General features: G+C 60.8%; 22 protein-coding genes. 15 read left to right on the forward strand and 7 right to left on the reverse strand.

The window, feature by feature from the left end; all coding sequences use genetic code 11:
• Nucleotides 1-268 precede the first annotated feature (268 nt).
• Genes B3I26_RS13180 through B3I26_RS13195 form a run of 4 tightly spaced genes read left to right on the forward strand, consistent with a single transcriptional unit; the run spans nucleotide 269 to nucleotide 4,199 of the window.
• Nucleotides 269-1,294 (forward strand): polyamine ABC transporter substrate-binding protein, encoded by a 1,026-nt coding sequence (locus B3I26_RS13180; RefSeq protein ID WP_296258209.1) that lies wholly within the window; start codon nucleotides 269-271, stop codon nucleotides 1,292-1,294.
• Nucleotides 1,279-2,229: an ABC transporter permease gene (locus tag B3I26_RS13185; RefSeq protein WP_296258210.1), complete on the forward strand. Its 951-nt coding sequence runs from the start codon at nucleotides 1,279-1,281 to the stop codon at nucleotides 2,227-2,229. Before B3I26_RS13180 ends, B3I26_RS13185 begins: the two co-directional genes overlap by 16 nt.
• 6 nt (nucleotides 2,230-2,235) lie before the next feature.
• Nucleotides 2,236-3,051: an ABC transporter permease gene (locus tag B3I26_RS13190; protein ID WP_296258211.1), complete on the forward strand. Its 816-nt coding sequence runs from the start codon at nucleotides 2,236-2,238 to the stop codon at nucleotides 3,049-3,051.
• Nucleotides 3,048-4,199, forward strand: coding sequence for an ABC transporter ATP-binding protein (locus B3I26_RS13195; protein ID WP_296258212.1), 1,152 nt, complete (start codon nucleotides 3,048-3,050; stop codon nucleotides 4,197-4,199). Before B3I26_RS13190 ends, B3I26_RS13195 begins: the two co-directional genes overlap by 4 nt.
• A gap of 235 nt (nucleotides 4,200-4,434) precedes the next feature.
• Here B3I26_RS13195 and B3I26_RS13200 read toward each other — a convergent pair whose 3' ends face one another.
• The gene (locus tag B3I26_RS13200) at nucleotides 4,435-5,853 is read right to left on the reverse strand and encodes a purine-cytosine permease family protein (protein ID WP_296258214.1); all 1,419 of its coding nucleotides are present in this window, start codon (nucleotides 5,851-5,853) and stop codon (nucleotides 4,435-4,437) included.
• Between the two features lie 379 nt (nucleotides 5,854-6,232).
• On the opposite strand from B3I26_RS13200, the gene B3I26_RS13205 reads away from it, so the two are divergent.
• Together B3I26_RS13205 and B3I26_RS13210 are read left to right on the forward strand one after the other, a co-directional pair.
• Nucleotides 6,233-6,718, forward strand: coding sequence for a flavin reductase family protein (locus tag B3I26_RS13205; RefSeq protein WP_296258215.1), 486 nt, complete (start codon nucleotides 6,233-6,235; stop codon nucleotides 6,716-6,718).
• Between the two features lie 86 nt (nucleotides 6,719-6,804).
• A complete protein-coding gene (locus B3I26_RS13210; protein ID WP_296258216.1) occupies nucleotides 6,805-7,842 on the forward strand; it encodes an LLM class flavin-dependent oxidoreductase in 1,038 nt (345 codons plus the stop codon).
• 390 nt (nucleotides 7,843-8,232) lie between these two features.
• Here the strand turns inward: B3I26_RS13210 and B3I26_RS13215 are convergent, their stop codons facing one another.
• From B3I26_RS13215 to B3I26_RS13235, 5 genes are all read right to left on the reverse strand, one after another.
• The gene (locus B3I26_RS13215; RefSeq protein WP_296258217.1) at nucleotides 8,233-9,033 is read right to left on the reverse strand and encodes an isocitrate lyase/PEP mutase family protein; all 801 of its coding nucleotides are present in this window, start codon (nucleotides 9,031-9,033) and stop codon (nucleotides 8,233-8,235) included.
• A 139-nt stretch (nucleotides 9,034-9,172) separates the two neighbouring features.
• Nucleotides 9,173-9,712, reverse strand: a complete 540-nt coding sequence (locus tag B3I26_RS13220) for a methylated-DNA--[protein]-cysteine S-methyltransferase (protein ID WP_296258218.1) — start codon at nucleotides 9,710-9,712, stop codon at nucleotides 9,173-9,175.
• Nucleotides 9,713-9,797: 85 nt separating this feature from the next.
• On the reverse strand, nucleotides 9,798-10,718 hold the full coding sequence (locus B3I26_RS13225; RefSeq protein ID WP_296258219.1) for a DNA-3-methyladenine glycosylase family protein: 921 nt from the start codon (nucleotides 10,716-10,718) through the stop codon (nucleotides 9,798-9,800).
• A gap of 216 nt (nucleotides 10,719-10,934) precedes the next feature.
• Nucleotides 10,935-11,549: a hypothetical protein gene (locus tag B3I26_RS13230; RefSeq protein WP_409522024.1), complete on the reverse strand. Its 615-nt coding sequence runs from the start codon at nucleotides 11,547-11,549 to the stop codon at nucleotides 10,935-10,937.
• 277 nt (nucleotides 11,550-11,826) lie between these two features.
• On the reverse strand, nucleotides 11,827-12,963 hold the full coding sequence (locus B3I26_RS13235) for an MFS transporter (RefSeq protein ID WP_296258221.1): 1,137 nt from the start codon (nucleotides 12,961-12,963) through the stop codon (nucleotides 11,827-11,829).
• 366 nt (nucleotides 12,964-13,329) lie between these two features.
• Here B3I26_RS13235 and B3I26_RS13240 point away from each other — a divergent pair, with 366 nt between their 5' ends.
• From B3I26_RS13240 to B3I26_RS13275, 8 genes are all read left to right on the forward strand, one after another.
• Nucleotides 13,330-14,316, forward strand: coding sequence for an aliphatic sulfonate ABC transporter substrate-binding protein (locus B3I26_RS13240; RefSeq protein WP_296258222.1), 987 nt, complete (start codon nucleotides 13,330-13,332; stop codon nucleotides 14,314-14,316).
• Entirely contained in the window at nucleotides 14,313-15,146 is an 834-nt protein-coding gene (locus B3I26_RS13245; protein WP_296258223.1) for an ABC transporter permease, read from the forward strand. Before B3I26_RS13240 ends, B3I26_RS13245 begins: the two co-directional genes overlap by 4 nt.
• Before the next feature lie 387 nt (nucleotides 15,147-15,533).
• Entirely contained in the window at nucleotides 15,534-16,517 is a 984-nt protein-coding gene (locus tag B3I26_RS13250; protein WP_296258238.1) for a LacI family DNA-binding transcriptional regulator, read from the forward strand.
• Between the two features lie 129 nt (nucleotides 16,518-16,646).
• Complete coding sequence (locus tag B3I26_RS13255) at nucleotides 16,647-17,471, forward strand: sugar phosphate isomerase/epimerase family protein (protein WP_296258224.1); 825 nt, start codon at nucleotides 16,647-16,649, stop codon at nucleotides 17,469-17,471.
• Complete coding sequence (locus tag B3I26_RS13260) at nucleotides 17,464-18,429, forward strand: sugar kinase (RefSeq protein ID WP_296258225.1); 966 nt, start codon at nucleotides 17,464-17,466, stop codon at nucleotides 18,427-18,429. The genes B3I26_RS13255 and B3I26_RS13260 overlap by 8 nt, the downstream gene beginning before the upstream one ends.
• 82 nt (nucleotides 18,430-18,511) lie before the next feature.
• On the forward strand, nucleotides 18,512-19,828 hold the full coding sequence (locus B3I26_RS13265; RefSeq protein WP_296258226.1) for an MFS transporter: 1,317 nt from the start codon (nucleotides 18,512-18,514) through the stop codon (nucleotides 19,826-19,828).
• A 15-nt stretch (nucleotides 19,829-19,843) separates the two neighbouring features.
• The gene (locus B3I26_RS13270) at nucleotides 19,844-20,830 is read left to right on the forward strand and encodes a 2-hydroxyacid dehydrogenase (RefSeq protein WP_296258228.1); all 987 of its coding nucleotides are present in this window, start codon (nucleotides 19,844-19,846) and stop codon (nucleotides 20,828-20,830) included.
• A 370-nt stretch (nucleotides 20,831-21,200) separates the two neighbouring features.
• Complete coding sequence (locus tag B3I26_RS13275; protein ID WP_296258229.1) at nucleotides 21,201-21,464, forward strand: DUF1652 domain-containing protein; 264 nt, start codon at nucleotides 21,201-21,203, stop codon at nucleotides 21,462-21,464.
• Between the two features lie 56 nt (nucleotides 21,465-21,520).
• Here the strand turns inward: B3I26_RS13275 and B3I26_RS13280 are convergent, their stop codons facing one another.
• Entirely contained in the window at nucleotides 21,521-23,938 is a 2,418-nt protein-coding gene (locus B3I26_RS13280) for a UvrD-helicase domain-containing protein (RefSeq protein ID WP_296258240.1), read from the reverse strand.
• Between the two features lie 385 nt (nucleotides 23,939-24,323).
• Here B3I26_RS13280 and B3I26_RS13285 point away from each other — a divergent pair, with 385 nt between their 5' ends.
• Nucleotides 24,324-25,019, forward strand: a complete 696-nt coding sequence (locus B3I26_RS13285) for a pirin family protein (RefSeq protein WP_296258231.1) — start codon at nucleotides 24,324-24,326, stop codon at nucleotides 25,017-25,019.
• The last annotated feature ends 641 nt before the right edge of the window (nucleotides 25,020-25,660 follow it).

The raw sequence follows: 25,660 nt of genomic DNA on the forward strand, positions 1-25,660 counted from the left end.
CAGCGTCCAGCCCCGTAAACCCTGGGGCTTTAGCTCTGCATACACTCAAAAAATACCAGGCGCCAAGGACGGCAAATGCTTGCAGAAAGCTTGGAATACCATAATATGACATTCCGTAGGCCGGAACATTTTCAGTCAGGCGTGCCCATAAGCGACAGCACAAACGACAGCCTCTGACCGGCTCCGATTTCCAGCTCCAATGGATCCACTGCTCCCGACAGGCGGGCAACGCAGCCCGCTCAAAAACACAACAAATGAGGGCGTGAAAATGGTGTTGATTCGACGTGCAACAGCGGTTCTGACGGCGGGCGTGTTGGCGCTCTCCTGTCACGCGGCAATGGCGGCCGATAGCGTGAATTTCGTCAGTTGGGGCGGCTCCACTCAGGATGCGCAGAAGCAGGCCTGGGGCAACGCCTTCAGTAAAAGCACTGGCACCGCCGTGGTTCAGGATGGCCCGACCGACTACGGCAAACTCAAGGCCATGGTCGAGAGCGGCAACGTGCAGTGGGACGTGGTGGACGTCGAAGCCGACTTCGCGTTGCGTGCGGCCAGCGAGGGCCTGCTCGAACCGCTGGACTTCAGTGTCATCAAGAAAGATCGCATCGACCCGCGCTTCGTTTCCGATCACGGCGTCGGCTCGTTCTACTTCTCTTTCGTGCTCGGCTACAACGAAAGCAAACTCGGCAAGGCCAAGCCAGATGACTGGGCCGCCCTGTTCGACACCAAGACTTACCCCGGCAAACGCGCGCTGTACAAGTGGCCAAGCCCGGGCGTACTGGAACTGGCCCTGCTGGCCGACGGCGTGCCTGCCGATAGGCTTTATCCACTGGACCTGGATCGCGCCTTCAAGAAGCTCGACACCATCAAGCAGGACATCGTCTGGTGGGGCGGTGGCGCGCAGTCGCAACAATTGCTGGCCTCAGGCGAAGTGTCGTTGGGGCAATTCTGGAACGGTCGCATCTACGCGCTGCAACAGGACGCGGCACCGGTGGGCGTGAGCTGGAAGCAGAATTTGGTGATGGCGGATTTCCTGGTCGTACCAAAAGGCGCGAAGAACAAGGACGCGGCGATGAAGCTGATCGCTGACGCGTCGAGCGCCAGGGGCCAGGCCGACTTCTCCAACCTCACCGCTTATGCCCCGGTCAATCTGGACAGCGTGCAACGCCTGGATTCGACGCTCGCGCCCAACCTGCCAACCGCCTATGGCAAGGATCAAATCACTCTCGACTTCGCGTACTGGGCCAAGAACGGTCCGGCCATCGCGACACGGTGGAACGAATGGCTGGTCAAATAAAAATGACGGCCGTCACTTCCCGTCCATCCGACCCGGCCGGTGGTGCGTCCAGCACCACCGGCGCGGCACAACCCGTGACCGATACACTCTACGTGCCGCTGGCCCAGCGCTGGAAAGGCAGCCGCAATCTGCTGCCTGCGCTGATCTTTCTTGGGCTGTTCTTCTTCGCGCCGCTGATTGGCCTGCTGCTGCGTGGCGTGCTGGAACCGACACCAGGCCTTGGCAACTACGAGCAACTGTTTGCCAACTCGGCCTACGCGCGGGTGCTGTTCAACACCTTTTCGGTGGCCGGTCTAGTAACTGTGTTCAGCCTGCTGCTGGGCTTTGCGCTGGCGTGGGCCATCACCCTGGTGCCCCGTGGCTGGGGCCGCTGGATGCTCAACATCGTGCTGCTCTCGATGTGGACCAGCCTGTTGGCGCGCACCTATTCCTGGTTGGTTTTGCTGCAGGCCTCCGGGGTGATCAACAAGGTACTGATGGCAGTGGGCATCATCCATCAGCCGCTGGAAATGGTGCACAACCTGACCGGCGTGGTGATCGGCATGAGCTACATCATGATTCCGTTCATCGTGCTGCCGTTGCAGGCGACCATGGCGGCCATCGATCCGATGGTGCTGCAGGCCGGTTCCATTTGCGGCGCCCGTCCATGGACCAACTTTTTCAGGGTATTCCTGCCGCTGTGTCGTCCGGGGCTGTTTTCGGGCGGCTTGATGGTCTTCGTCATGTCCCTGGGTTACTACGTGACCCCGGCGCTGCTTGGCGGTGCGCAGGACATGATGCTGCCTGAGTTCATCGTCCAGCAGGTGCAGTCGTTCCTGAACTGGGGCCTGGCTAGCGCTGCCGCCGCGCTGCTGATCCTGATCACGCTGGTGCTGTTCTATTTCTACCTCAAGCTGCAACCGGAGTCCCCGGTCGGCGCCCACCACGCGAGGTAAACGCCCATGCTCCTGACACCCAATGCCATGAGCCCGCGCCTGCGCTGGGGGCTGTATTCGGCCACCGGGCTGATTGCGCTGTTTCTGCTGTTGCCGATTGTGTTCATCGTCCTGCTGTCGTTCGGCTCCTCGCAGTGGCTGGTGTTTCCACCGCCCGGCTGGACCCTGAAGTGGTATCAGCAGTTCTTCAACAACCCGGAATGGATGGCCGCTGCCTTCGCCAGTCTTAAGGTCGCGGTACTGACCACGATCTTCGCGGTGGCGCTGGGCCTGCCGACTGCCTTTGCCCTGGTCCGCGGACGTTTTCCGGGACGCGACATGCTGTACGGCGTCTTCACCCTGCCGATGATCGTGCCGTTGGTGATCATCGCCGTCGCGGTGTACGCGCTGTTTCTCAAACTGGGTTACACCGGCACGCTGTTCTCCTTTGTGGTGAGCCACGTGATCGTCGCGCTGCCGTTTACCATCATCTCGATCATCAATTCGCTGAAGCTGTTCGATCAGTCCATTGAGGACGCCGCCGTGATCTGCGGCGCGTCACGGATGCAGGCGGTGTTCAAGGTGACGTTTGCGGGCATCCGTCCGGGCATGGTCGCCGGCGCGCTGTTCGCCTTCCTTGTGTCGTGGGATGAGGTGGTACTCAGCGTGATGATGGCAAGCCCGAACCTGCAGACATTGCCCGTCAAGATGTGGACCACCCTGCGCCAGGACCTGACGCCGGTCATCGCCGTCGCTTCAACGTTGCTGATCGCGCTGTCGGTGCTGGTCATGTTTATCGCCGCGACCCTGCGTCGCCGCAACCAAGCGAGGATGCCTTCATGAGTGCCGTGATCAAAGACCCCGCGCAGCAAGCCCAACCCTTGGTCAGCCTGCGCCACCTGAACAAGCATTACGGCGATTTCGCTGCAGTGGACGATATCTCGCTGGACATCCAGGACGGCGAGTTCCTGACCTTCCTCGGCTCCAGCGGCTCGGGCAAGAGCACCACGCTGTCGATGCTGGCCGGTTTCGAAACGCCCAGTTCCGGCGAGATTCTGGTGTCTGGCAAGTCCCTGGTGAACGTGCCACCGCACAAGCGCGACATCGGTATGGTGTTCCAGCGCTATTCGCTGTTCCCGCATCTGTCCGTGCGCGACAACATCGCCTTCCCGCTGGCCATCCGCAAACTGGCGGCGGCCGAGCGCGACAAACGCGTCGACGCCATGCTCAAACTGGTGCAGCTGGACGCCTTCGCCCACCGTCGCCCCTCGCAGCTGTCCGGCGGCCAGCAACAGCGGGTCGCCATCGCCCGGGCGCTGGTCTACGAGCCACGCATTTTGCTGATGGACGAGCCCCTGGGTGCACTGGACAAAAAGCTGCGTGAAGACCTGCAGGATGAATTGCGCCAACTGCATCGGCGTCTGGGGATTACCATCGTCTATGTGACCCATGATCAGGAAGAGGCCATGCGCCTGTCCCAGCGCATCGCGATTTTCAGCCATGGCAAGATCGTCGGTCTGGGCAGTGGCTATGACCTGTACCAGAACCCGCCAAACGCCTTCGTGGCCTCGTTTCTAGGTAACTCCAACTTCCTCAAGCTCAAAGCTCAAGGCAATGCTGTAGCGACGTTCGAAGGCCAACCTTTGTCGATTCGGCTGACTGCCGGTTTGCAAACCGGTCAGGACGTGCTGCTGATGATCCGCCCCGAAAAAGCCCAGGCGCTGAGTGTCGAACAGGCCGCTGCGCAACCGTTGCAGACAGGCTGGAACGAAGTCAGCGCCAGGGTTGCAGAAGTGCTTTTCCTCGGTGAGAGCCAGACCTGCGCAGTGCTCACGCAAAGCGCAGTGAGCATGACCGTCAAGACGCTGTCCGCCGCTGGCCTGCCACTGAAGACCGGCGATCAGGTGCGCGTACGCTGGGCCACTGCCGATGCGTGCGTGTATACGCAATGGGCCGAAAGCGACCTGAACAAGGCCGCCGGCGCACACTGATCCCTGAATCGTACGCAGCTGCAGGTAGATAATAGCCTTCACGAACCACCGAACGCCGCTTATCTCGACATGAGAAAGCGGCGTTGTGCTTCTTCATCCGCACATGCCCTGAATGTCCCTGACACTTGAGGATCAGGGGTAAGGATGAACTTAAACAAGGGCCATAAAAACAGTGGGAGTGAGCATGCCCACTCCCACCGGAGGTGTTTCAAATGCCGCCGCCTCAAACCTTGCCTCAGTCAGCAAATCCCAATGGCTTCGCTTTGCCCTGCTCCACGCGCCCGCGAGTCGCCAGGCAGTAGTACAGCGGGCAAGTCACCAGCAGTCCTGCCAGCCATGACAGGTCGACGCCTTCCAGGTAGTTGGCGTACGGCCCGACATACAGCGCGGTATTGGCAAACGGCAACTGCACGATGATGCCCACGAAGTAAGCGATGATCGCATGGGGGTTGAAGCGTCCGTAGATCCCGCCGTCGGCACTGAAGATCGAGGCAATGTCATAGTTGCCGCGCTTGATCAGGTAAAAGTCGATCAGGTTGATCGACGCCCACGGCACCAGCACGATCAGCAAGGTCAGGATCAGGTTGATGAACTGCGAGATGAAGTCGCCGGACGCGCCGACCGCGGTGATGCAGCAACCCGCCAGAATCACACTGGCCAGCGCCACACGCACCTTGATGCTCGGCGTCCAGTTGCCGGCGAAGGTCTGGATCGAAGTCACGATCGAAAGCACCGCACCGTACAGGTTCAGCGCGTTGTGGCTGATGATGTTGAGCAGAAACAGCAGCATCAGAATCGGTCCGAGAAACCCCGTGGCCTGCTTCACTGCATCCATCGCCTGGGTGCCTTCAGGTGTCGCGAGCACCGCCACCGCACCGAAGCTGAACGACAGAATCGTGCCCAGTGTTGCGCCGAAATACGTGGCCCAGAACGGTTTGGCGATGCCGATATCGCACGGCAGATACCGCGAATAGTCCGACACGTACGGCGAAAAGCTGATCTGCCAGATGATCCCCAGACAAATCGTCGCCAGCCAGCCGGAGAGGTTGAAGCTGCCGCGGATGAAAAAGTCCTGCGGCAGGTCCTGGCTGAACATCATGATGAACCCGGCCAGCAACGCGGCACCCATGACCCAGGTGCCAATGCGGTTGAGGGTATGGATGAAGCGATAGCCGATCACCCCGATGGCGGTGGCGCTCAGTGCGCCGATGACCACGCCCACCGGCAGCGGCACCGCAGGCAGCATCCCGTGTATCGACTGGCCGGCCAGGACGATGTTGGAGATGAAGAAGCCCACGTAAATCAGTGCGGCAAAGAACACGATCAGCAATGCCCCATAGCGACCAAACTGGCCCCGGCTCTGGACCATCTGCGGGATGCCCATGCGCGGGCCCTGCGCGGAAGCCAGTGCGATCACCACGCCACCGATCATATGACCGAGCGCGATTGCGATCAGGCCCCAAAGCAGATTCAAGTGGAAGACCTGGACCACCATCGCCCCGGTGACGATGGGCAGTGGCGCGATATTGGTACTGAACCACAACGTGAACAGGTCGCGCGCCTTGCCATGACGTTCGGCCAGAGGCACGTAGTCGACGGTGTGATTCTCAATCAGGGGTGCAGCGTTGCCGCCGTTTGAATCGGAAGTAGTCATCGTTTCGCCTATTTCTTGTCTTTGTGCGTAGCTAAAACCATGAAGCGAAGCCGGTGAACCGAAGATCCCGATGCCGCTTTCGACGTCGTAAACACTTCCATGCTGTCACGAGCGCGACCACCATATTATGGTATGCCAACATTTTACAACGGGTAGAACAGGTATTTTGCAGTAATTGAAAGAGGCAGATGCGACTTGAAAAACCGGTTCAGCACTGTCTGGAACGCCGTTCTGCAAGGCTTGGAGCCTTTTTCAACTGCTTATCCCGACAGCGCAGCAAAAACAAAAAACGCTTGCAACATAGGTATTACGGTATACCATCAGACACATAAAACCGATGACTCTTCTCGACAAGGCCAACGCCCGCAGAGGTAGCAAAATGATTGACGCAAACATTTATAAAAACGTCATGGGCTCCTTCCCTTCCGGCGTGACAGTGATCACCACGCTCAACGACGAGGGCGAAGTGGTCGGCTTGACCGCCAGCGCCTTCAGCTCGCTGTCGATGGACCCCGCGCTGGTGCTGTTTTGCCCCAACTACAGCTCCGACTCCTACCCGACGCTGATCAAGAACAAGCGCTTTGCCATTCACCTGCTGTCCGGCACCCAACAAAGCGAAGCCTATGCCTTCGCCCGCAAGGGCAAGGACAAGGCCGCCGGTCTTGAGTGGACGCTGAGTGAACGGGGCAACCCGCTGCTGGCAAACGCCACGGCGATCATCGAATGCGAGTTGTGGCGAGAATACGAAGGCGGCGATCACGCGATCATGGTCGGGGCGGTGAAGAACCTTATCCTGCCCGAGCAACCCGCCAGCCCGATGGTGTACTGCCGGGGCAAAATGGGCGCCCTGCCCGCGCTGGCTTGAAGCCCAGCGACACCAGGCATTACGGTATACCGAAAACGCCGGACCGTTTCGCAGCGCACGGCAAGAATAAATCCGAGGTAAGCGTCATGAAATTTTCGTTGTTCGTACACATGGAACGCTGGGACGAGTCAGTGAGCCACCGCCAGTTGTTCGAGGACCTGACCGAGTTGACGCTGATGGCCGAACAAGGCGGCTTTAGCACCGTGTGGATCGGCGAGCACCACGCCATGGAGTACACCATTTCCCCGAGCCCGATGCCGCTGCTCGCTTACCTGGCGGCGAAGACCACCACCATTCACCTGGGTGCAGGCACCATCATCGCGCCGTTCTGGCACCCGCTGCGAGTGGCCGGGGAATGTGCGTTGCTGGACGTGATCAGCAATGGCCGCATGGAAGTCGGGCTGGCCCGTGGTGCCTATCAGGTCGAGTTCGATCGCATGGCCGGCGGCATGCCCGCTTCAGCCGGTGGCCAGGCCCTGCGCGAGATGGTCCCGGTGGTCAAGGCGCTGTGGCAAGGTGACTACGCCCACGACGGTGAGATCTGGAAATTTCCCACCTCCACCAGCGTGCCCAAACCGGTGAAGACTCCACCGATGTGGATCGCTGCCCGCGACCCGGATTCGCACAACTTTGCGGTCAAGAACGGCTGCAACGTGATGGTTACACCGCTGATGAAAGGCGACGAAGAAGTCGTCGATCTGAAAAACAAGTTCGAAGCTGCGCTGGCGAACAATCCTGACGTCCCGCGCCCGCAACTGATGGTCCTGCGGCACACTCACGTGCATGCGGATAATGACCCTGAAGGCTGGAAAGTCGGCGCCAGGGCGATCTCGAAGTTCTACCGCACGTTCGACGCCTGGTTCGGCAACAAGACCACGCCGGTCAACGGCTTCCTCGCGCCAAGCCCGGAAGAGAAGTTCGCCGAGCGTCCCGAGTTCGCCCTGGAAAGCTTGCACAAGACCGCGATGATCGGCACGCCGCAAGAGATCATTCCGCGCATCAAGTATTATCAGGAACTGGGCGTTGATGAATTCAGTTTCTGGTGCGACAACAGCCTGCCCCATGCCGAGAAGAAGAAATCCCTGGAGCTGTTTATCAAGCACGTGGTGCCAGCGTTTCGTTGATCGATTCAGATTGCAGAGCCCGGTCAAAGACCGGGCTTTTTTGTGGCGAGCAGATTTACCTTGGTGAGAGCGGAGTTGCCAGTAAAAGTGACGATCATGAAGGTCATCAGCAAGCTCACAGAGGACGCTGCCGATGCCCCTGCGGGAGCGAATTTATTCGCGAGGGGGTTATTCAGACGCCAGAACACCTGCCGGCTGTACCATTTTTTTTGCGACCAATTGGCAACGTGCGTATGCCTGGCACCCGCTCGGTGACGTTCGAGCGGCTCTTGAGCGGTTGCTGGCGTGCGGCGCCCGTCTCAGCAGGGATCTGGGGCATTACGACGAGCAAGGGCTTGCATGAACACCGCGTAGGCGTGAGCGCGCGCACGCCTGTAACGATGTGTTGAGTCAACCGAACAACGCCTGAATCTGCGGGTAACCCAGTGAACTCTGGGTCACTGTCTCCGAGCGCCCATTTTCAAGGAAATCACGACCCAGCTGTTCGGCAAGGCCCAACACGCTCTGCGAGATACCGGACCCGGCACTCAGGCGGCGCACGCCCAGTTTCGCCAGTTCATCCGCCGCCGGCAGCCCTGCCCGTGCCAGCAGATTGATCGGCAGGCCGATGCCCTGAACGATGGTCCTGATTGCCTCCACCTCGACCAGCGCTGCCACGAACAGCCCGTCGGCACCGGCTTGCTGATACAGCTGACCACGCTTCAAGGTTTCCTCCACGCGCAGCCCTTCGGCCACCAGACCTGCCAGGTAAACGTCGGTGCGAGCGTTGATGAACACCTCCAGCCCGCTGTTGGCCGCGCTGTTCTTGATCGCCTCGATCTTGCGTGCCAGCAGTTGCGGATCGTCCGAGCCGTCTTCCAGGTTGATGCCCACCGCGCCGACGTCCAGTACCCGCTTGACGTTTTCCGCGACCGTACGCGGATCGTCCGAATAGCCGTTTTCGATGTCCACCGTCAGCGGCACCTTGATCAGCCGGGCGATGTTCGCGGCAGCGTCGACCGCCACCTCAATCGGAAACACCCGGCCATCGGCATAGCCCCGAGACCATGCTACGCCTGCGCTGGTGGTCGCAATGGCGGTGGCGCCAAGGCTTTCGAACAGGCGCGCGCTGCCAGCATCCCAGGCATTGGGCAAGCGCAGAACGGTGGATTGGTGGTGCAGGTCGCGAAAGATCTTGGCAGAAGTAGGCATTGTCATCTCCATGTGGTTTTTTCGGAACTTGCTGTCATCACTCTGTCACCCTGCCAGGCAGCGGTGACTTGGATAACACCGCGACCGCTGGCAGCGCGGTGGCTACGGCGCATCCTGATGATCAGGTCCCGGCTGGAGTCTAGAACAGTGAGGCTTGGGCAGAGAGACCGGTTTGCCTGGTTTTTTTCGAAAGCGTGGGCATGCCGCCTTCCAGCGTCAACAGCAGCTGCTTGGCCGCCAGCCCGCCGGCAAAACCGGTCAGCGCCCCAGAGCTGCCAATGACTCGATGACAGGGCGCGACGATGGAAATCGGGTTCTTGCCATTGGCTGCGCCCACTGCGCGCACCGCGGTCGGGTTGCCGATCTGGATGGCAATGTCCAGGTAGCTGCGGGTTTGTCCAAAGGGAATCGTCAGCAGCGCTTCCCAAACCTTCTTTTGGAACGGCGTGCCGTGAAAATCCAGAGGCAAATCAAAGCGATCACGAGCGCCGGCGAAATATTCCGCCAGTTGCTGCTCGGTCTGCTCGAGGATGTGGCTGCCCCGGTCTTCACTCATCGCGCCAAGCAACACGCGGTTGGGCCGATCATTTTCCCAGAGGATGGCAGCCAGTGCCGACCCCTTGGCGATCAGTTTCAGTTGGCCCACCGGAGAGTCGATGAAGCGGTAAGTGAAGGTCATGGGGAAGGCTCCTTGTCTTCGCGATGAGCCCATACTAACGGCCCTGAGATTTAGATCCAGCCGGTTCTTGTGTTCGAATTCGCGTCTACCCGCCCTTGGCCTTGCCCGCCACGTCAGCGGCCGAGTTCCAGATATGCATGGCGGCATAGGCGCGCCAAGGTTTCCAGGCTTGCGCGCGCACCTGGTGCAATGCCAGACGCGTGAGGCTCGGGTCCTGCAAGGTCATCAGGTTCATCAGCACCAGGTCCGATCCGGGCCAGGCATCCGGGTCGCGCCAGGCACGCATGGCGATGTATTCGACCGTCCAGGGGCCAATGCCGGGCATGGCCAATAACTGACGGCGCAGCTCAGCCACATCGCCTTGACTGACATGTGTTGAAATTTCCCCACTGGCCACAGCCGCCGCCACGCGTTGCAGGGTTTCCACCCGCCTGCCGGGCATGCCGATCTTGTCCAGATCGACCCGCGCCAGCGCATCGGGGGTAGGAAAGCGCCAACCCAATTGATCGAACGGACTGTCGGGAACCTGAACCCCGGCCCGCTGCACCAACCGGCCGACGATGGTAGTGGCGCCCTTCACACTCACCTGCTGGCCGACGATGGTGCGCACCATCAACTCGAATCCCGAGAACGACCCGGGCACCCGCAGCCCGGGACGCCGCTGCACCAGCGATGCCAGCCAGGGATCAGTGGACAGGCAAGCATCGATCTCATCCGGCACGGCGTACAGATCGAACATATGCGAAATCGGGTCGACCAGATCATCGATATGCCGGCTGACCTCGCCATGCACCGTGGCGATCAAATGATCGCCCTGCGGCGCCATCACCACCGACAGGATGCCCAGGCTGCCCTTGAACTCGATATTGCGCCTATACGCCCCGTCGATCACTGTCTCGACGCCCGCCGTCATGCGCGCCGCGAAAAAATCGAGCATGCGCTGCCAGTCGAAGGGGGGATTGAAGGGTAGAAGACGTGTGGCCTGCAGGGGGGTGGTTTGTGGCATGGGCTAGCTTCGGCAGCGATCGGATAGGCTGCACGCTAGCGCAGTTGCCGGATCAATACAAAAGTCATTGGGCACGCGGGTGGCTGCGTAAGATGCTCGGAAAGCAGACCGGTTATATCGGTGCCATCAGCCGCATCGCCTTCGCTGCTGCCTTGAACCGCGACTTATGCAATCGTCAGTCTGCCAAGGCGGGCCATTGTGCGCGTGCGCGCCGGGTCATGTCGGACATCCCACCGCGCCGTCGTTCAGGTTCTGTTTGTAGTTCTCGTATTGCAGCGTGGCCTTGCCGTTGTTCCACTTAAGCGTCAGCACCAATACCGAATCGAAGTCGTCGCCCATCCAGTCCTTGACCAGCTTGAGATCCTCACCGGAGGCCTCTTCAGCGACCTTGTTGATCAGCTCTGGCAGGTAACCGTGGGACCAGGCAGTGTAGATGGTGGCGTCGTGGTACTTGTCGCGTATCAGCTCGTCGGCCAGGTCGCTGGTGTCGTTGGCGGCGAAATCGATGTTGATCGGCAGGCCGAGTTTGATCGCGCTCGGGCCGACGGTCATCAAGGGCCTCAGATAGCTGTACGACTGATCGCCGTCGCCTTCCTCCACATGACGGCTTGGGTTGGCGGCGAAGATGAAGTCAGCCTTGCCGAAGGTCTGGGGCAGGACGGTAGACAGGTCGATCGCGCGGTTCAGGCCCTGACAGTTCAGCTGTCCCAGGCCCGGATCAGGCTTCTCGGCGTGACGCAGGAAGACCAGAGTCTGCGTACCGTTCTTGGGATCTGCGTGAACCGACCTGCCGACGCTGAACCAGAACAGCGCAGAGCAGATCAGCAGCATGGGCAGGAGGAAATAGGCGACACGCTGCAGAGTAGAAGAGCAAGCAGGTGGTTTGAAAAAGGTCATGATGGCCCGGGTTCTGATGGTGCGTGAGGGGCGTACTGCCCTGTGCAACGTCCCTGTGAACTGGCATTTCGCTAGCGGGTGCAGCGTAGCGAAGCATTATGTCCGTATGAAGAATGACCATCAGATGTGAAGTTGCCTCAGAGGTTGCATGCAACCTGCTGATTTAGCGGATTAATCGCCCAACGGTATGTAAGCGAATGTGTCAAAGCCACTAGGCAGTGACCTCGGGCGCCTTGTACCGGCTGCACACCAAGGCGCTGACGACCACCGCGATACCGGCCAGGCTGTAAACCCAGGATGGCGACGCAATGGGCAGCAGCACCCCGGCCAGCAAAGGGCCTACGCCGGCGCCGACATCACGCCAGACGGCATTGCCCGCCAGCGCCTGAACCCGCCCCACCCCCGGATTGCGCTCAGCGACAAGGGTCGTCACCAGCGGCAGCTGCAGCGCGCGCAAAATCAGGACCCCGCCTGCGCCGACGATCAGCCAGTGGAAACCGAATGCGGTGAGGGCCAGCGTGGTCAGCGCCGAAAACAGCACAAGCATGCGCACCGCGCCGTAGCTGGCGGCAGCACGCCCGCCCAACGGGCTGAGGAGCATTTCCGACACGTAACGCAGCGCCAGCAGTACACCGGCGATGAACACCGCGTTGCCGCCGAGCACCGATTGCGCTTGCAACGACAGACCGAAAATGAACAGCCCGTCCAGCGCAACACCTTCGATGAAAGACCACATGGCGACACTGTCCGGCGCCTTGAAACGGCGTCCGTTATCACTCGGCATGGCATGGGGAATGGCGGGCAAGCCCTTGGCGATCAGCAGCCCGAGCAGCGAGCAGCAGGCCAGGATCAGGAAGATCATACGCGGCCCGAAGTGCAGGCTGACCAACGCCCCGAGCGGCAATGCCAGCATCGGTCCGACTGCGATGATCGCCCGGGAGGTGCCCGATCTGCGGGCTGCACCCCCAGCTTCAGAAGTCGCCAGCGCCTGAGTCGACAGGTTCAGCGCGGCATAACTGAGCCCCCAGCCCAGCCGCAGGATCAGTAACCACCAGAAGCCCGAGATGAAGGAATTACCCAATGCGCAGATCATCGACACGGCCGCCGCCAGCATCACCGCCGCCCTGTCACCGCGACTCGCGTAGAAGCGCACCACGTAGCTGTAACCAAAAATGCGCACCAGTCGGTTGGCCGCCAGCAGCACCCCGGCCTCGGCGAGGCTGATGCCAAAAGCATCGGCGTTCATTGGCAAGAGCAGGTAAAGCAGGACATCGCTTGGCAGGCAAAGGCTGAGCACGGTCGCCGAACGGCGGGAAGCTGAATCGGCATCTTGGACAGTGGCGGACATGCGCAGGCAATTCCTGTAACAAAAATGAAAGATGCAGGATGCAGATGGCGGGTGCCGCTGACAACTGTTTTGATACCGCTTCGCCGGTCTCCATGTCTGCACACAAAGCGGCGCCTGCTCTGCGCTGTCAGGCAAGCATTCGCACGCCCGAGCCCTGCTGTTTGCTGCGCAACAGCGATTCAGCAGAACGTTGTCCAGGCAACTTCTGCAACACCGTTACTCCCCCCGTGAAGTCACTCGATCAGCCATGAAACCGCTCATGGCACAGAGCCTGCATTATTCCATTTACGCAGGCTTACTCCCGATGACTGCAAATTTCGACATAAGCAGCCCCGTGCAGCTTTCGCCTCTTGAATGGACTTGATCATGACCGCGTTCCCTCGCCTGCTCACCTCGTTGAAATGCCTCGCCGGGGCACTTGCCCTGACGCTGCAACCGTTTGCCCAGGCTGCCGAAGCGCCGCCGACCGAAATCCATCTGGACTATGCCTATTACTCGCCGGTGAGCCTGGTGCTCAAGCATTTCGGCTGGCTGGAGAAAGCCCTCCCGGATACAAAAGTCAGCTGGGTCTTCAGCCAGGGCAGTAACCGCTCGCTGGAATACCTAAACAGCGCAGGCGTCGATTTCGCTTCCTCGGCCAGCTTGTCTGCGGTACTGGCGCGTGCCAATGGCAGCCCGATCAAATCGGTCTACGTCTACAGCCGGGCCGAATGGACCGCGCTGGTGGTGCGCAAGGACTCGACGCTGAAAACCGTCGCCGACCTTAAAGGCAAGAAAATCGCTGCCACCAAAGGCACCGACCCTTATCTGTTTACCCTGCGCGCGCTCCAACAGGCCAAGCTGACCAAGGACGACGTCGAGCTGCTGCACCTGCAACATTCCGACGGCCGTATCGCGCTGGAAAAAGGTGATGTCGATGCCTGGGCCGGTCTTGATCCGCACATGGCCGCCAGTGAGATCCAGGCCGGTTCGCGCCTGCTGTATCGCAATAAGGACTTCAATAGCTACGGCGTAGTCAGCGTGACCGAGCGTTATGCCAAGGAACACCCGGATGCAATCAAGACGGTGATCGGCGCCTATGAAAAAGCCCGTCAGTGGTCGCTGAAAAACCCCGAGGAGTTCGCGCAACTGCTGGCCACTGAATCAGGCCTGCCGCTGGACGTTGCCAAACTGCAACTGACCCGGACCGACCTCAGCAGCCCGCAACTGACGGACCAAGATGTAACGGCGTCCAAGGCCGCAGCGCCGATTCTGGTCTCCGAAGAACTGGTGCGCAAAGGCACGAATGTGGATCAGGTCATCGACCAGTTGATTGATCCTGCCTTCGGTAAAGCAGTCATCGGCACGCCATGAGCAACTCCAGTGCCCAACCGCTGCAATCCGAAAAGGCCGCAACGTCGGCGCGGCCTGCGGCACCTCCTCGCTGGCGCATAAGGCTTAAGGGGCTGGCGGTGCCGGTGGCGATCCTGCTGTTGCTGGAAATCCTCGTACGCATCGGTTGGGTGCAGTCCTATCAGATGCCCGCGCCCAGCGAGATCTTTTCAACGCTGACGGACCTGGCCAATGGCGCGCTGTGGAAACACATCAGCGCCAGTGTGCTGCGAGTGCTGAGCGGCTTTGCCATCGGTGCGAGCCTGGCGCTGCTGTTTGCTGCATGGGTGGGGCTCAGTCGCGGGGCCGAAGCCTATCTGGAGCCAACGTTCGCCGGCCTACGCTCGATCCCGAGCCTGGCCTGGGTGCCTTTGTTGCTGCTGTGGCTAGGCATTGGCGAGACTTCGAAGATCGTGTTGATCGCCATCGGCGCATTCTTTCCCGTCTATCTGAACGGCGTCGCAGCCATTCGCGGTATCGATCGCAAGCTGGTCGAAGTCGGCAGGATGTATCGCTTCAGCCAACGGCAGATGGTCGTGCACTTGTTCCTGCCCGCCGCCCTGCCCGGCCTGTTCACCGGGTTGCGCTCGGGATTGAGCCTGGCATGGATGTTTCTGGTGGCCGCCGAGCTGATCGCCGCCACCAAGGGGCTTGGCTATCTGCTCAGCGACGGGCGTGAGACGTCGCGCCCGGACATCGTGCTGGCCGCCATCATCGTCCTCGCGCTTCTGGGCAAACTCAGCGATGGCGTACTGGCAATGCTGGAAAGGCGCTTGCTGGCCTGGCGGGATACGTTCAAGGGTCAAGGCTGACCGGAGCCTGATCAACCCTGTGCAACGTTCGGGCAGCCGTGAGAGTTCGCCCTGTCAGCAATCTGTCGCCAGGCAGCACATCCGGTATCGGCCACGGTGCCTGGTTTTTACTGCCGGTCCCGGCAGGTCGTCGGCAAGATGAGGCGTCAGCCCGGCAGCGGCTGTGGCCTTCGCCCAGAATCAAAAGCAGATCGCGTCAAGCAACTGCTGATGGCATCAGCCCCAATATCACCTTTCATCCCATCCCGAGTTGACGACGTTCACGCTTTGGTGTTTCCTGAAACCGGTTTCAGAGCCTCATAGGCTCTTCGAAAAAAGCCTGCTGATAAATCCAATAAGGTTCAGGCCGTGAACAGTACTCCGACAACGACGCGTACCCGCGTCACCATGAACGACGTCGCCGATATGGCCGGGGTCTCCAAAGCCAGCGTCTCGCGCTTCATTGGCGAAGATCGTCAACTGCTCTCCGAGGCCATCGCCCGACGCATCGAACAGGCGATCGACACCCTCGGTTATCGGCCCAACCAGATGGCCCGTGGCCTCAAGCGCGGGCGCACACGCTTGATCGGCATGCTGGTGGCCGACATCCGCAACCCTTACTCCATCGCCGTGATGCACGGCGTCGAAACGGCTTGCCGCAAGCACGGCTACAGCCTGGTGGTGTGCAACACCGATCGCGATGACGAGCAGGAGCGCCTGCACCTGTCGGCCCTGCGTTCATACAACATCGAAGGCCTGATCGTGAACACCCTCGGCCATCATCTGGACGAGCTGCGCGCACTGCACAGCGAACTGCCGATGGTGCTGGTGGACCGCAAGATCGATGAGCTGTCAACCGATCGGGTCGGGCTGGATAACACTGCCGCCGTCAGGCAGGCGCTGGATCACCTGCAGACGGCGGGTTATCGCGACATCCTCATGGTCACCGAACCCCGGGACGGCACCAGCTCGCGGATCGAGCGCGTCCAGGCATTCGAGGCGGGGATCGCCGATCGCGCCGATATGCGCGGTCAGGTGGGCGAAACCGGTGCGGCCCTGCGCGATACGCTGCACACCTTCCTCGGCCACAGCGGGCCCGGCCCCAAGGCCCTGTTCACCGCCAACGGCGTAGCAACCCTGAGCACCACCCGCCAGTTGCACGCGCTGGGTTGCCATCTATTCGATGACATTGGCCTGATCGCGCTCGACGAACTGGACTGGTACCCGCTGGTCGGCAGCGGCATCACGTCGCTGGCCCAACCCACCCACGACATCGGCGTCACGGCCTTCGAGTGCCTGCTCAATCGGCTGCGTGGCGATCAGCAACCCGCACAGCTGTACGACTTCCCGGCGCGCCTGATCGTGCGAGGCTCCACCCGACAGCAACCCTGATCATTGCATAAGGCATACGGGCTGTATCCGGTGATCAGGACCGCAGGTCAGCAGCCCGGTTTTTCCGCGAACTTTTCCAGAGTTCGTCCGTTCGAACGAAAATGAAACCGGTTTCAGAGGACAAGAACAATGAACCGATTCCCCGTTGCCATCAGCCTGGGCGCCTTCGGTGCCGACTTCGTGCGTGAGCGCGGCCAGGCCAGCTTCATCCCGCTGCTGGTTGCAGCTGGCGTCAACCGCATCGAGCTGCGCGAAGAGTTGTTCACCGGCGACCTCGCTCGCCAGAACTTCCCTGCTTTGGCCCAGGCCATCGGTGCCCAAGGCCTTGAATGCCTCTATTCGGCGCCGCTGGAACTGTGGCTTGAAGGCCAGCGTCTGCCCAATCCGCAACTGCAACCCACCCTGCAGCGGGCAGCCGCGTGTGGCGCCGCTTGGTTGAAGGTGTCACTGGGGCACCTGAGCGAAGACAGCGATGTCGCTGCACTGGCCGAGCGTCTGGCCCCCTATGACGTGCACCTGTTGGTCGAAAACGATCAGACGCCACAAGGCGGACGCATCGAGCCTCTGGCTGACTTCTTCGCCCGTGTCGAGGCGTTGCAGATGCCCATCGGCATGACCTTCGATATCGGCAACTGGCAGTGGCAGGAACAATCGGCCAGTGCTGCCGCACAACAATTGGGTCGTTACGTCGAATACCTGCACTGCAAGGCCGTCTCGCGCAATGCCGCTGACAGGCTGGTCGCCGTGCCGCCGCGCCAGACCGACCTGGAACGGTGGGAGTTGTTACTCAAGCACATGCCCGTCGGCTTGCCTCGCGCCGTTGAATACCCCCTGCAGGGCGATGATCTGTTGGAGGTGACCCGTGTTCAGGTCGAGGTGCTCACCCGCCTCGGGCAACGCTTGCCTGCACCCGACACCGCACAACCCCCCTCCGAGGACCTGAGCCATGTCTAAGATCGACATCCTCTCTTTCGGCGAGACCATGACCATGCTGGTCGCCGAGCAGACCGGTGACCTGGCCGCCGTGCGCCACTTCGAAAAACGCATTGCCGGTGCCGATAGCAACGTCGCCATTGGCCTGTCGCGGCTTGGCTTCAACGTGGCGTGGCTGAGCCGGGTGGGCAACGACTCCCTGGGCCGCTTCGTCACCGACAGCCTGCAACAGGAAGGCGTCGATTGTCGCCATGTGACGGTTGACCCGGCGCACCCCACCGGCTTTCAGTTCAAGTCGCTGGAGCTTGAGGGCGCAGACCCGGTGGTCGAGTATTTCCGCCGGGGTTCGGCGGCCAGTCATCTGGCGGTCAGCGATATTACGGCTGACCTGCTCAACGCCAGGCACCTGCATGCCACCGGCATTCCGGCGGCGCTGTCGGACACCTGCCGCGAGCTGTCTCGGGCGTTGATGACACGGATGCGCGACGCCGGTCGCAGCGTGTCGTTCGACCCCAATCTGCGTCCTTCGCTGTGGTCGAGTCAGGCGCTGATGATCCGCGAAGTGAATCACCTTGCCAGCCTCGCCCACTGGGTGATGCCGGGCATGGCCGAAGGCGAATTGCTGACCGGTTTCGACACCCCGGCCGACATCGCACAGTTTTACCTGGACCTGGGCGTCGAAGCCGTGGTGATCAAGCTCGGTGCGAAAGGCGCGTATTACCGCACTCATCTTACTCAAGCGTTTGTGCCAGGCGTGCCGGTGGCCAAGGTCGTCGACACGGTGGGTGCCGGCGATGGTTTTGCCGTGGGCGTAATCAGTGCGTTGCTGGAAAACCTCGATTTCGCCCAAGCCACCGCCCGCGGCAACTGGGTAGGCAGCCAGGCGGTGCAGAGTCGCGGTGACATGGAAGGACTGCCGACCTTGACAGCGCTCCGGGAGGCGGAGTCGGCCTCGGCTTCACGACGACAGACCGTCTGAGCAGTCACTCGCCCTATCAAAGACACACACGCCCGTTGTTATTACCTGCTGTGACAAAAACAACATCCTCAGGGAGCCCGACATGGAAAAGCTACTCGAAACCGTGAAACACGCAGGCCTCAAACGCCGTTGGCTGCTGATCATGCCGATCGTGTTCATCACCTACAGCCTGGCCTACCTGGACCGCGCCAACTACGGCTTCGCCGCCGCCTCGGGCATGGCCGAAGACCTGCACATCACCCCTGGTATGTCGTCATTGCTGGGGGCACTGTTCTTCCTCGGTTACTTCTTCTTCCAGGTACCCGGTGCCCTCTACGCGCAGAAGAAAAGCGTCAAGAAGCTGATCTTCGTCAGCCTGATTCTCTGGGGTGGCCTGGCGACCCTGACCGGCATCGTCTCCAACGCCTACATGCTGATCGGCATCCGCTTCATGCTGGGCGTGGTCGAAGCCGCGGTGATGCCGGCCATGCTGGTGTACCTGTGCTACTGGTTCACCAAGGCCGAGCGCTCGCGGGCCAACGCCGTGCTGATCCTCGGCAACCCGGCCACCATGCTCTGGATGTCGGTGGTGTCCGGGTATTTGGTGGCGCATTTCAGCTGGCGCTGGATGTTCATCGTCGAAGGCATACCTGCGGTGATCTGGGCATTCATCTGGTGGCGTCTGGTGGACGAGCGCCCGGCCCAGGCGAAATGGCTGACAGCTGACGAAAAGACCGAGCTGCAGGCCCGTCTGGAGGCTGAACAGGTCGGCATCAAGCCGGTGAAAAACTACGCCGAGGCCTTCCGTTCTTCCAAGGTGTTGCTGCTGGCGGCTCAGTATTTCTGCTGGAGCATCGGCGTCTATGGCTTCGTGCTGTGGCTGCCGACTATCATTAAAAAAGGCATGCAGATGGACATGGTCGAAGCCGGCTGGTTGTCGGCCATGCCGTACCTGGCCGCTGTCATCGGGATGGTGCTGGTGTCGTGGGCCTCGGACAAACTGCAGAAGCGCAAACTGTTCGTCTGGCCGCCGTTGCTTCTGGCCGCGTTTGCTTTCTATGGCTTCTATGCGCTGGGCACCGAACACTTCTGGTGGTCCTACTCACTGCTGGTGCTCGCCGGCGCCTGCATGTACGCGCCCTACGGGCCGTTCTTCGCCATCGTTCCGGAGATCCTGCCATCCAATGTCGCGGGCGGCGCCATGGCGCTGATCAACAGCCTGGGCGCGCTGGGTTCGTTCGCAGGCTCGTACCTGGTGGGCTACCTCAATGGCGTCACCGGCACCTTGAGCGCGTCGTACCTGTTCATGAGCGGCGCCTTGCTGGTGTCGGTGCTGCTGACGCTGCTGCTCAAGCCGGACACCACTGCAAAGCCAGTCGGCGACGCCCCTGACGTTCGTCGCAGCCCTGCGCACCCCTGATCTGGAAGATCTTTAATGAACAAGCATGTGGTTCTCTACAAAAAACTCTCGCCGCCACTGATGGCGCGCCTCGAAGCGGCCGCTCAAGTGACACTGATCGAAGACCCGAAAAGCCCGGATGGCATGGCCCGCCTGCGCGACGCCCTGCCCGAGGCAAACGGTCTGCTGGGCGCAAGCATCAAGCTGGACGCGCAGTTGCTCGATCTCGCGCCGAAGCTCGAAGCGGTGTCCAGCGTCTCGGTGGGGGTCGACAACTACGACATCGGCTACCTGACCCAGCGTGGCATCCTGCTGACAAACACCCCGGACGTACTCACCGAGACCACCGCCGACACCGGCTTTGCGCTGATCATGGCCACGGCGCGGCGCGTGGTGGAGCTGGCGAGCATGGTCCGCGACGGCCAGTGGCAAGAAAACATCGGGCCACGGCACTTCGGCACGGATGTGCATGGCAAAACCCTGGGCATCATCGGCATGGGCCGCATTGGCGAAGCGCTGGCCCAGCGTGGGCACTTTGGCTTCGGCATGCCGGTGATCTATCACAGCCACTCACCCAAGCCCGCTGTCGACGCCCGTTTCGATGCGCAGTACCGCAGCCTTGAGGCGCTGCTACGGGAAGCTGATTTCGTCTGCTTGACCTTGCCTCTGACGGCTGAAACCGAAGGCTTGATCGGCGCCGAACAATTCGCGTTGATGCGTGCGCAGACCATTTTCATCAACATTGCCAGGGGCAAGGTGGTGGACGAGCCTGCACTGATCGAAGCCCTGCGTAGCAGGCAGATTCGCGCCGCGGGACTCGATGTGTTCGAGCGCGAACCCCTACCGGCAGATTCACCCTTGCGGCATCTGGACAACGTCGTGGCGACACCGCACATGGGATCGGCCACGTTCGAAACACGCGAGGCCATGGCGCAGTGTGCAGTGGAGAATATGTTGAGTGCACTGGCTGGAGAACAGCCCAAGGACTTGGTGAACACCCAGGCCTGGACACCAAGACCTTAGGGCTACGGTTCGCCGACGACCCCGATGTCAAAGGAGCCGCCCTGAACAAGCCGGGCGGCGTGGAGCGCTTATTAACCAATAACGATTTAGCAAATGACAGAAAGATCGTTTAGCGATTACGAACCATGACATGGGTCATGGATGCATGAAATCTTGCTTCATGTAGGATTTTTTTCTCATTTTTGTAAGACGTCGGTGCTACCTTTATCTCACTCGCGGTCTTCGGATCCATGCTTCGACCCACTCGGAATGACATAAAGCTGCACGGTGCCCTGACATGCGTGCTGTGCCGTTCTCGAAACAGGTAGTCGGACACCTTTTCCCTGCCCTGCGGAGCTTTGGCATTGCTCGATCAAACGAGGTGGGCCTCATGAACAAAGTCACATTCCCCAACGCTTGCCAGCTGATGCGCTGGCATTTTCATCCTGTGGGCTTCGAAGCCAGCATGGATGCGCCCAGCAGCATGATCGCGCGCCTGTTCGACCGTGCCAGCGGCGAGACGGTCATCGCGATTGCCGGGATCCCTTGCTCCACGGTGATGAACGCCATGGATGTGGAGCGCATCATCGAAGCGATCGAGCTTGAACTGGAGACCTTCTCGCCGCAGCGCAGCTTGTACCTGCAGCGGGCTTGAGCCTTTGGCAGGCTTGCCCGGAAGTTATCGTCGGCAAGCCGTGCAACTCGAAGCCTTCATGACGATTCCAGCACTGCCCCACGTTGGTCCGCAAAAAATGCCTTGTCCGCGGCAATCCTCGACGACGCTTTGGGCACCGCCGCGTCGTCGTTGCCCGTCGCCTCGATGAGCCAGTAGCAATGCCGCACCGCCCGGGTGATCGCGACGTAGGCCAGACGCAACACCTCGTCCTTTTGCGCGGTGTCGAACGCTTCCAGATCGCCCTCCCTGCCCAGTCCGGCCAACTGATACACCTGATTCTTGTACGGTGATTGTGTCAGGTGCTGGCAATCACCGAGCAGGAACACCGCGTCGGCCTGCAAGCCCTTGGCGCTGTGATAGGTCAGCGCCTTAAGACGCCGCTGCTGGGCTGGCAATGCGTAATCGGCTTGCATCACTGCTTGCAGTGCTTCGGGCAACTTGCTGCGCTCGCTGCCCTTGCGGTACAGCAACAGCACCGAATCCCCGGCGTTATAGTGCTCGATCAGGGTCGCTACCAGCCGGTCGTCATCCCGATCCAGCACGGTGACCGGTAACAGTTCCTGCTCGTTACCGCTGGCGCGGGCTTTCTTGCCGCTGATCGCCGGCGCCGCGCGGACGATGTGCTCGGCGGCATCGATGATGTGTTGATGGCTGCGGAAGTTGTCGCTGAGCATGACTTTAGTGGTCGCCGGCGACGAGAACTCCTTGGGGAACTCCATGAAGAATTTCGGCGAGCTGCCACGCCAGCCGTAGATCGACTGCCAGTCATCGCCCACGCACAGCAGTGACGAGCGTTGCGCGCCACGTCCCACGTGTAATGCCGGACCACGGCTGCGCACCTCGCGCAGGCTGGCGCGAATCCACGAGACGATCTGCGGTGATACGTCCTGGAACTCGTCGATCATCAAGTGCGACAGCGGGCGCAATCCGTCATCGCTGACCAGTTTGAGGTTCTCCGGTGACTTCTCGCCGAACAGCGAGAACATCCGGTTATAAGTCATCACCGGCGGGGTCTGCTCCAGCAGGTGGTCCTCGAACGCTTTCCAGAACAGGCTCAAGGCCTCGAAGAAGAAACGGTCCGGGTCCTGGTCGGAAAAGCTCATTTGCGACACGGCGTCAGGCACATCGAGGCCGAGGTTTTCGATGAACCCGGCGGCGGCGACAAAGCAATCCAGCAACGGCGCGGCGCTCAGCTCGCCCTTGACCTTGTAATCGAACCCCGGCCCCGCCACGGCAGCCCCGGACAGCGATTGCATCATGCCCCGCGATGCCTCGTAATTCTCCAGCCAGATGACCGGTTTTCGGCAGAACGCTTGAAACAGCGTGCGCTTGATCACCCACTCGGCCCAGACCGGCAACTTGGCGTCCGGACGACGCAGGTGCTGGTCCTCGCTCGGATCAAAACCCAGCACGATCCACGCATCCAGTTCAGCGGCGTAACCATGCACGTGAAAGGTCAGGCCGCTGACTTCAACCGTGTGACGCATCGGCTCCACGCCCTGAATCGGCCAGGCGCCTGCGCGAATCCACAGGTCCTCGATCACGTCGCACAACTCCTCGTCGCGCCGGGACGACAGGCCCATCACAGTGATGCGTTTCTGCACATCGGGGTGATCGCGATCCAGTTCCTTAAGCTGCAATGAATGGCGATAGAGCGGCGCCATCACCTCGCGGAAACGCGGGTTGGCCGCATAGAGGTCGCGGTAGCATAGGTTCATCTGCTGACGCTGGGCATCGTTGATGCGCAGGTCGAACGGGTTGCTGTCAGCGCCGTCGTCGAGCAACGCGCCGCCGGACAGATCGCCGCCCTGCTGACTGGACAGGTTTTCAAACGCCTGCAACTGCTCGAAACCCGGCAGGCTGCGGACCAGGGGCAGAATGCGCGAATGAAAGGTGCGCACCACGTCACGGGCCTGACGCAGCGTCAGGTCCTGCCCCCAGAGGCCCATGATCTCGATGAGTTTGTTGATGAAATCCTTGCGCGATTCACGCGTGAACGTGACCACGGTCATGGAACCCAGTTCGAACCCCAGGTAGTGATTAAGCAACAGCACGCGCAGCACCAGCGAGGTCGACTTGCCGGCCCCGGCCCCAGCGATAACGTAGGTTGACGGCGTGTCGCTGAAAATCATCTTCCATTGCGCGGTGGTGGGCTGTGCATGGGCCGGCAGCTTTTCGGCAACATCGGCCTTGATGCGCTTTTTCAGCTCGTTGCTCAGCGGCAGTCGCCAGTCATCGAACAAATGATCATCGACCCGCGGCCCGCGATGTTCCAGCGGCCGGGTGTCGCGGATCACCAGTACCCGACGGCCTTCCTCGACGCCGTCCAGATGCCCTTCGGCGTAGCCCTCGTTCATTCCCTCGGCATGACCGTTGAGAAAGCCGTCGGCATGCCCCTGCCGCCATGAGGGCACATGCTGCGCCTGCATGCGCGACAGACCCCGGCCGATCATCCGCGCCAGCAGGCGCTTGAACAACGGCAAGCGCTCGGGGACCGTCAGGTCGGGAGGCAAATCAGCGGCGGGGTCAAAAGGTGGCTCGGCAGGGAAATCGTGCGACACGCAGGCTCCGTCTATCAGCGTTTACGAGAAGGCGTCTATGGTGGCCGCATTTGCCTTCAAGCTCCAGCGAAATGCAGATCGGTCATGGGGTTAGCCGATCAACTGCAAGTAATCGCGCAGCTTTCAGAACCGTTAAACATTCGATAACTTGATAGGAATAACGCAAAACTTACGCTTTTTGTCGATATGACTTTGCGCGATCATCGCGTCATCGACTGCACAGTCATCACCCGCGGCGCTGCTGCCTAGGCCGGCGCTGTTAATGAAGGAACCGATCATGCTGCAACTTCGTCCTTTTACATCCCTTGGCGGCGCGGACCACGGCTGGCTGAATGCCCACCATCACTTTTCGTTCGCCAACTACTACGACCCCAATCGCATGAACTGGGGTCAACTGCGCGTCTGGAACGATGACGTGATCGAAGCGGGCACCGGCTTTCCACGTCATCCGCACCGGGATATGGAGATCATTACGTATGTGCGCGAAGGCGCCATTACTCACGAGGACAGCCTGGGAAACCGTGGCCGCACCGAAGCGGGCGATGTGCAGGTCATGAGTGCCGGCACTGGCGTGGCCCATAGCGAGTACAACCTGGAGTCAAAGGAAACGCGGATCTTCCAGATATGGATCATGCCCGACGAGTTAGGTGCGCCGCCGTCCTGGGGTGCCAAGCCATTCCCGAAGGGGCATCGCGAGGGTTTCGTGACGCTGGCCAGTGGCAAGGCGGATGACGATACCGAGCTGCGAATCCGGGCGAATGCGCGTGTGGTGGCGGCAACTATCAAGGCAGGGGAAACGGCCGAGTACACGCTGGATGCAGGCCGCCGGGCCTATCTGGTGCCGGCGACGGGCGTTATCGACGTCAACGGCTTGCGTGCCGAAGCGCGCGATGGTGTGGCTGTTGAGGATGAGCGGGTGTTGCGGGTGACAGCCATCGAGGACAGTGAAATTGTATTGGTGGATGTGGCTTGATAGCCCAGCAAGACCGTATAAGCCTGCGGTTAAGCATGGACGCGGAGCATCCGGGCGCCGTTACCACGCGGAGCGTGGGAACGATCTCACAATCACATCCGCCCCTGATCATTCCCACGCTCTGCGTGGGCATGCATCTTTGACGCTAAGCGTCATGGAAATATCGACGTTGAGCATCCAGCCGCCGTTACCACGCGGAGCGTGGGAACGATCTCACAATCACATCCGCCCCTGATCGTTCCCACGCTCTGCATGGGCATGCATCCTTTGACGCTAAGCATCATGGAATAGACATCGAGCATCCAGCCGCCGTTACCACGCGGAGCGTGGGAACGATCTCACACTCACACCCGCCCCTGATCGTTCCCACGCTCTGCGTGGGCATGCATCTTTGACGCTAAGCGTCATGGAATGGACATTGAGCATCCAGCCGCCGTTACCACGCGGAGCGTGGGAACGATCTCACAATCACATCCGCCCCTGATCATTCCCACGCTCTGCGTGGGCATGCATCCTTTGACGCTCAGCGTCATGGACATATGGACATTGAGCATCCAGCTCCCGTTACCACGCGGAGCGTCACTAGTGTCCGGGGAAAATTTGTCATAGCTGAAGGCTGCCTTGGGCAACCTTCAGCTCTT

The organism is Pseudomonas sp. UBA5706 (genome assembly GCF_002419965.1).
Taxonomy (GTDB): domain Bacteria; phylum Pseudomonadota; class Gammaproteobacteria; order Pseudomonadales; family Pseudomonadaceae; genus Aquipseudomonas.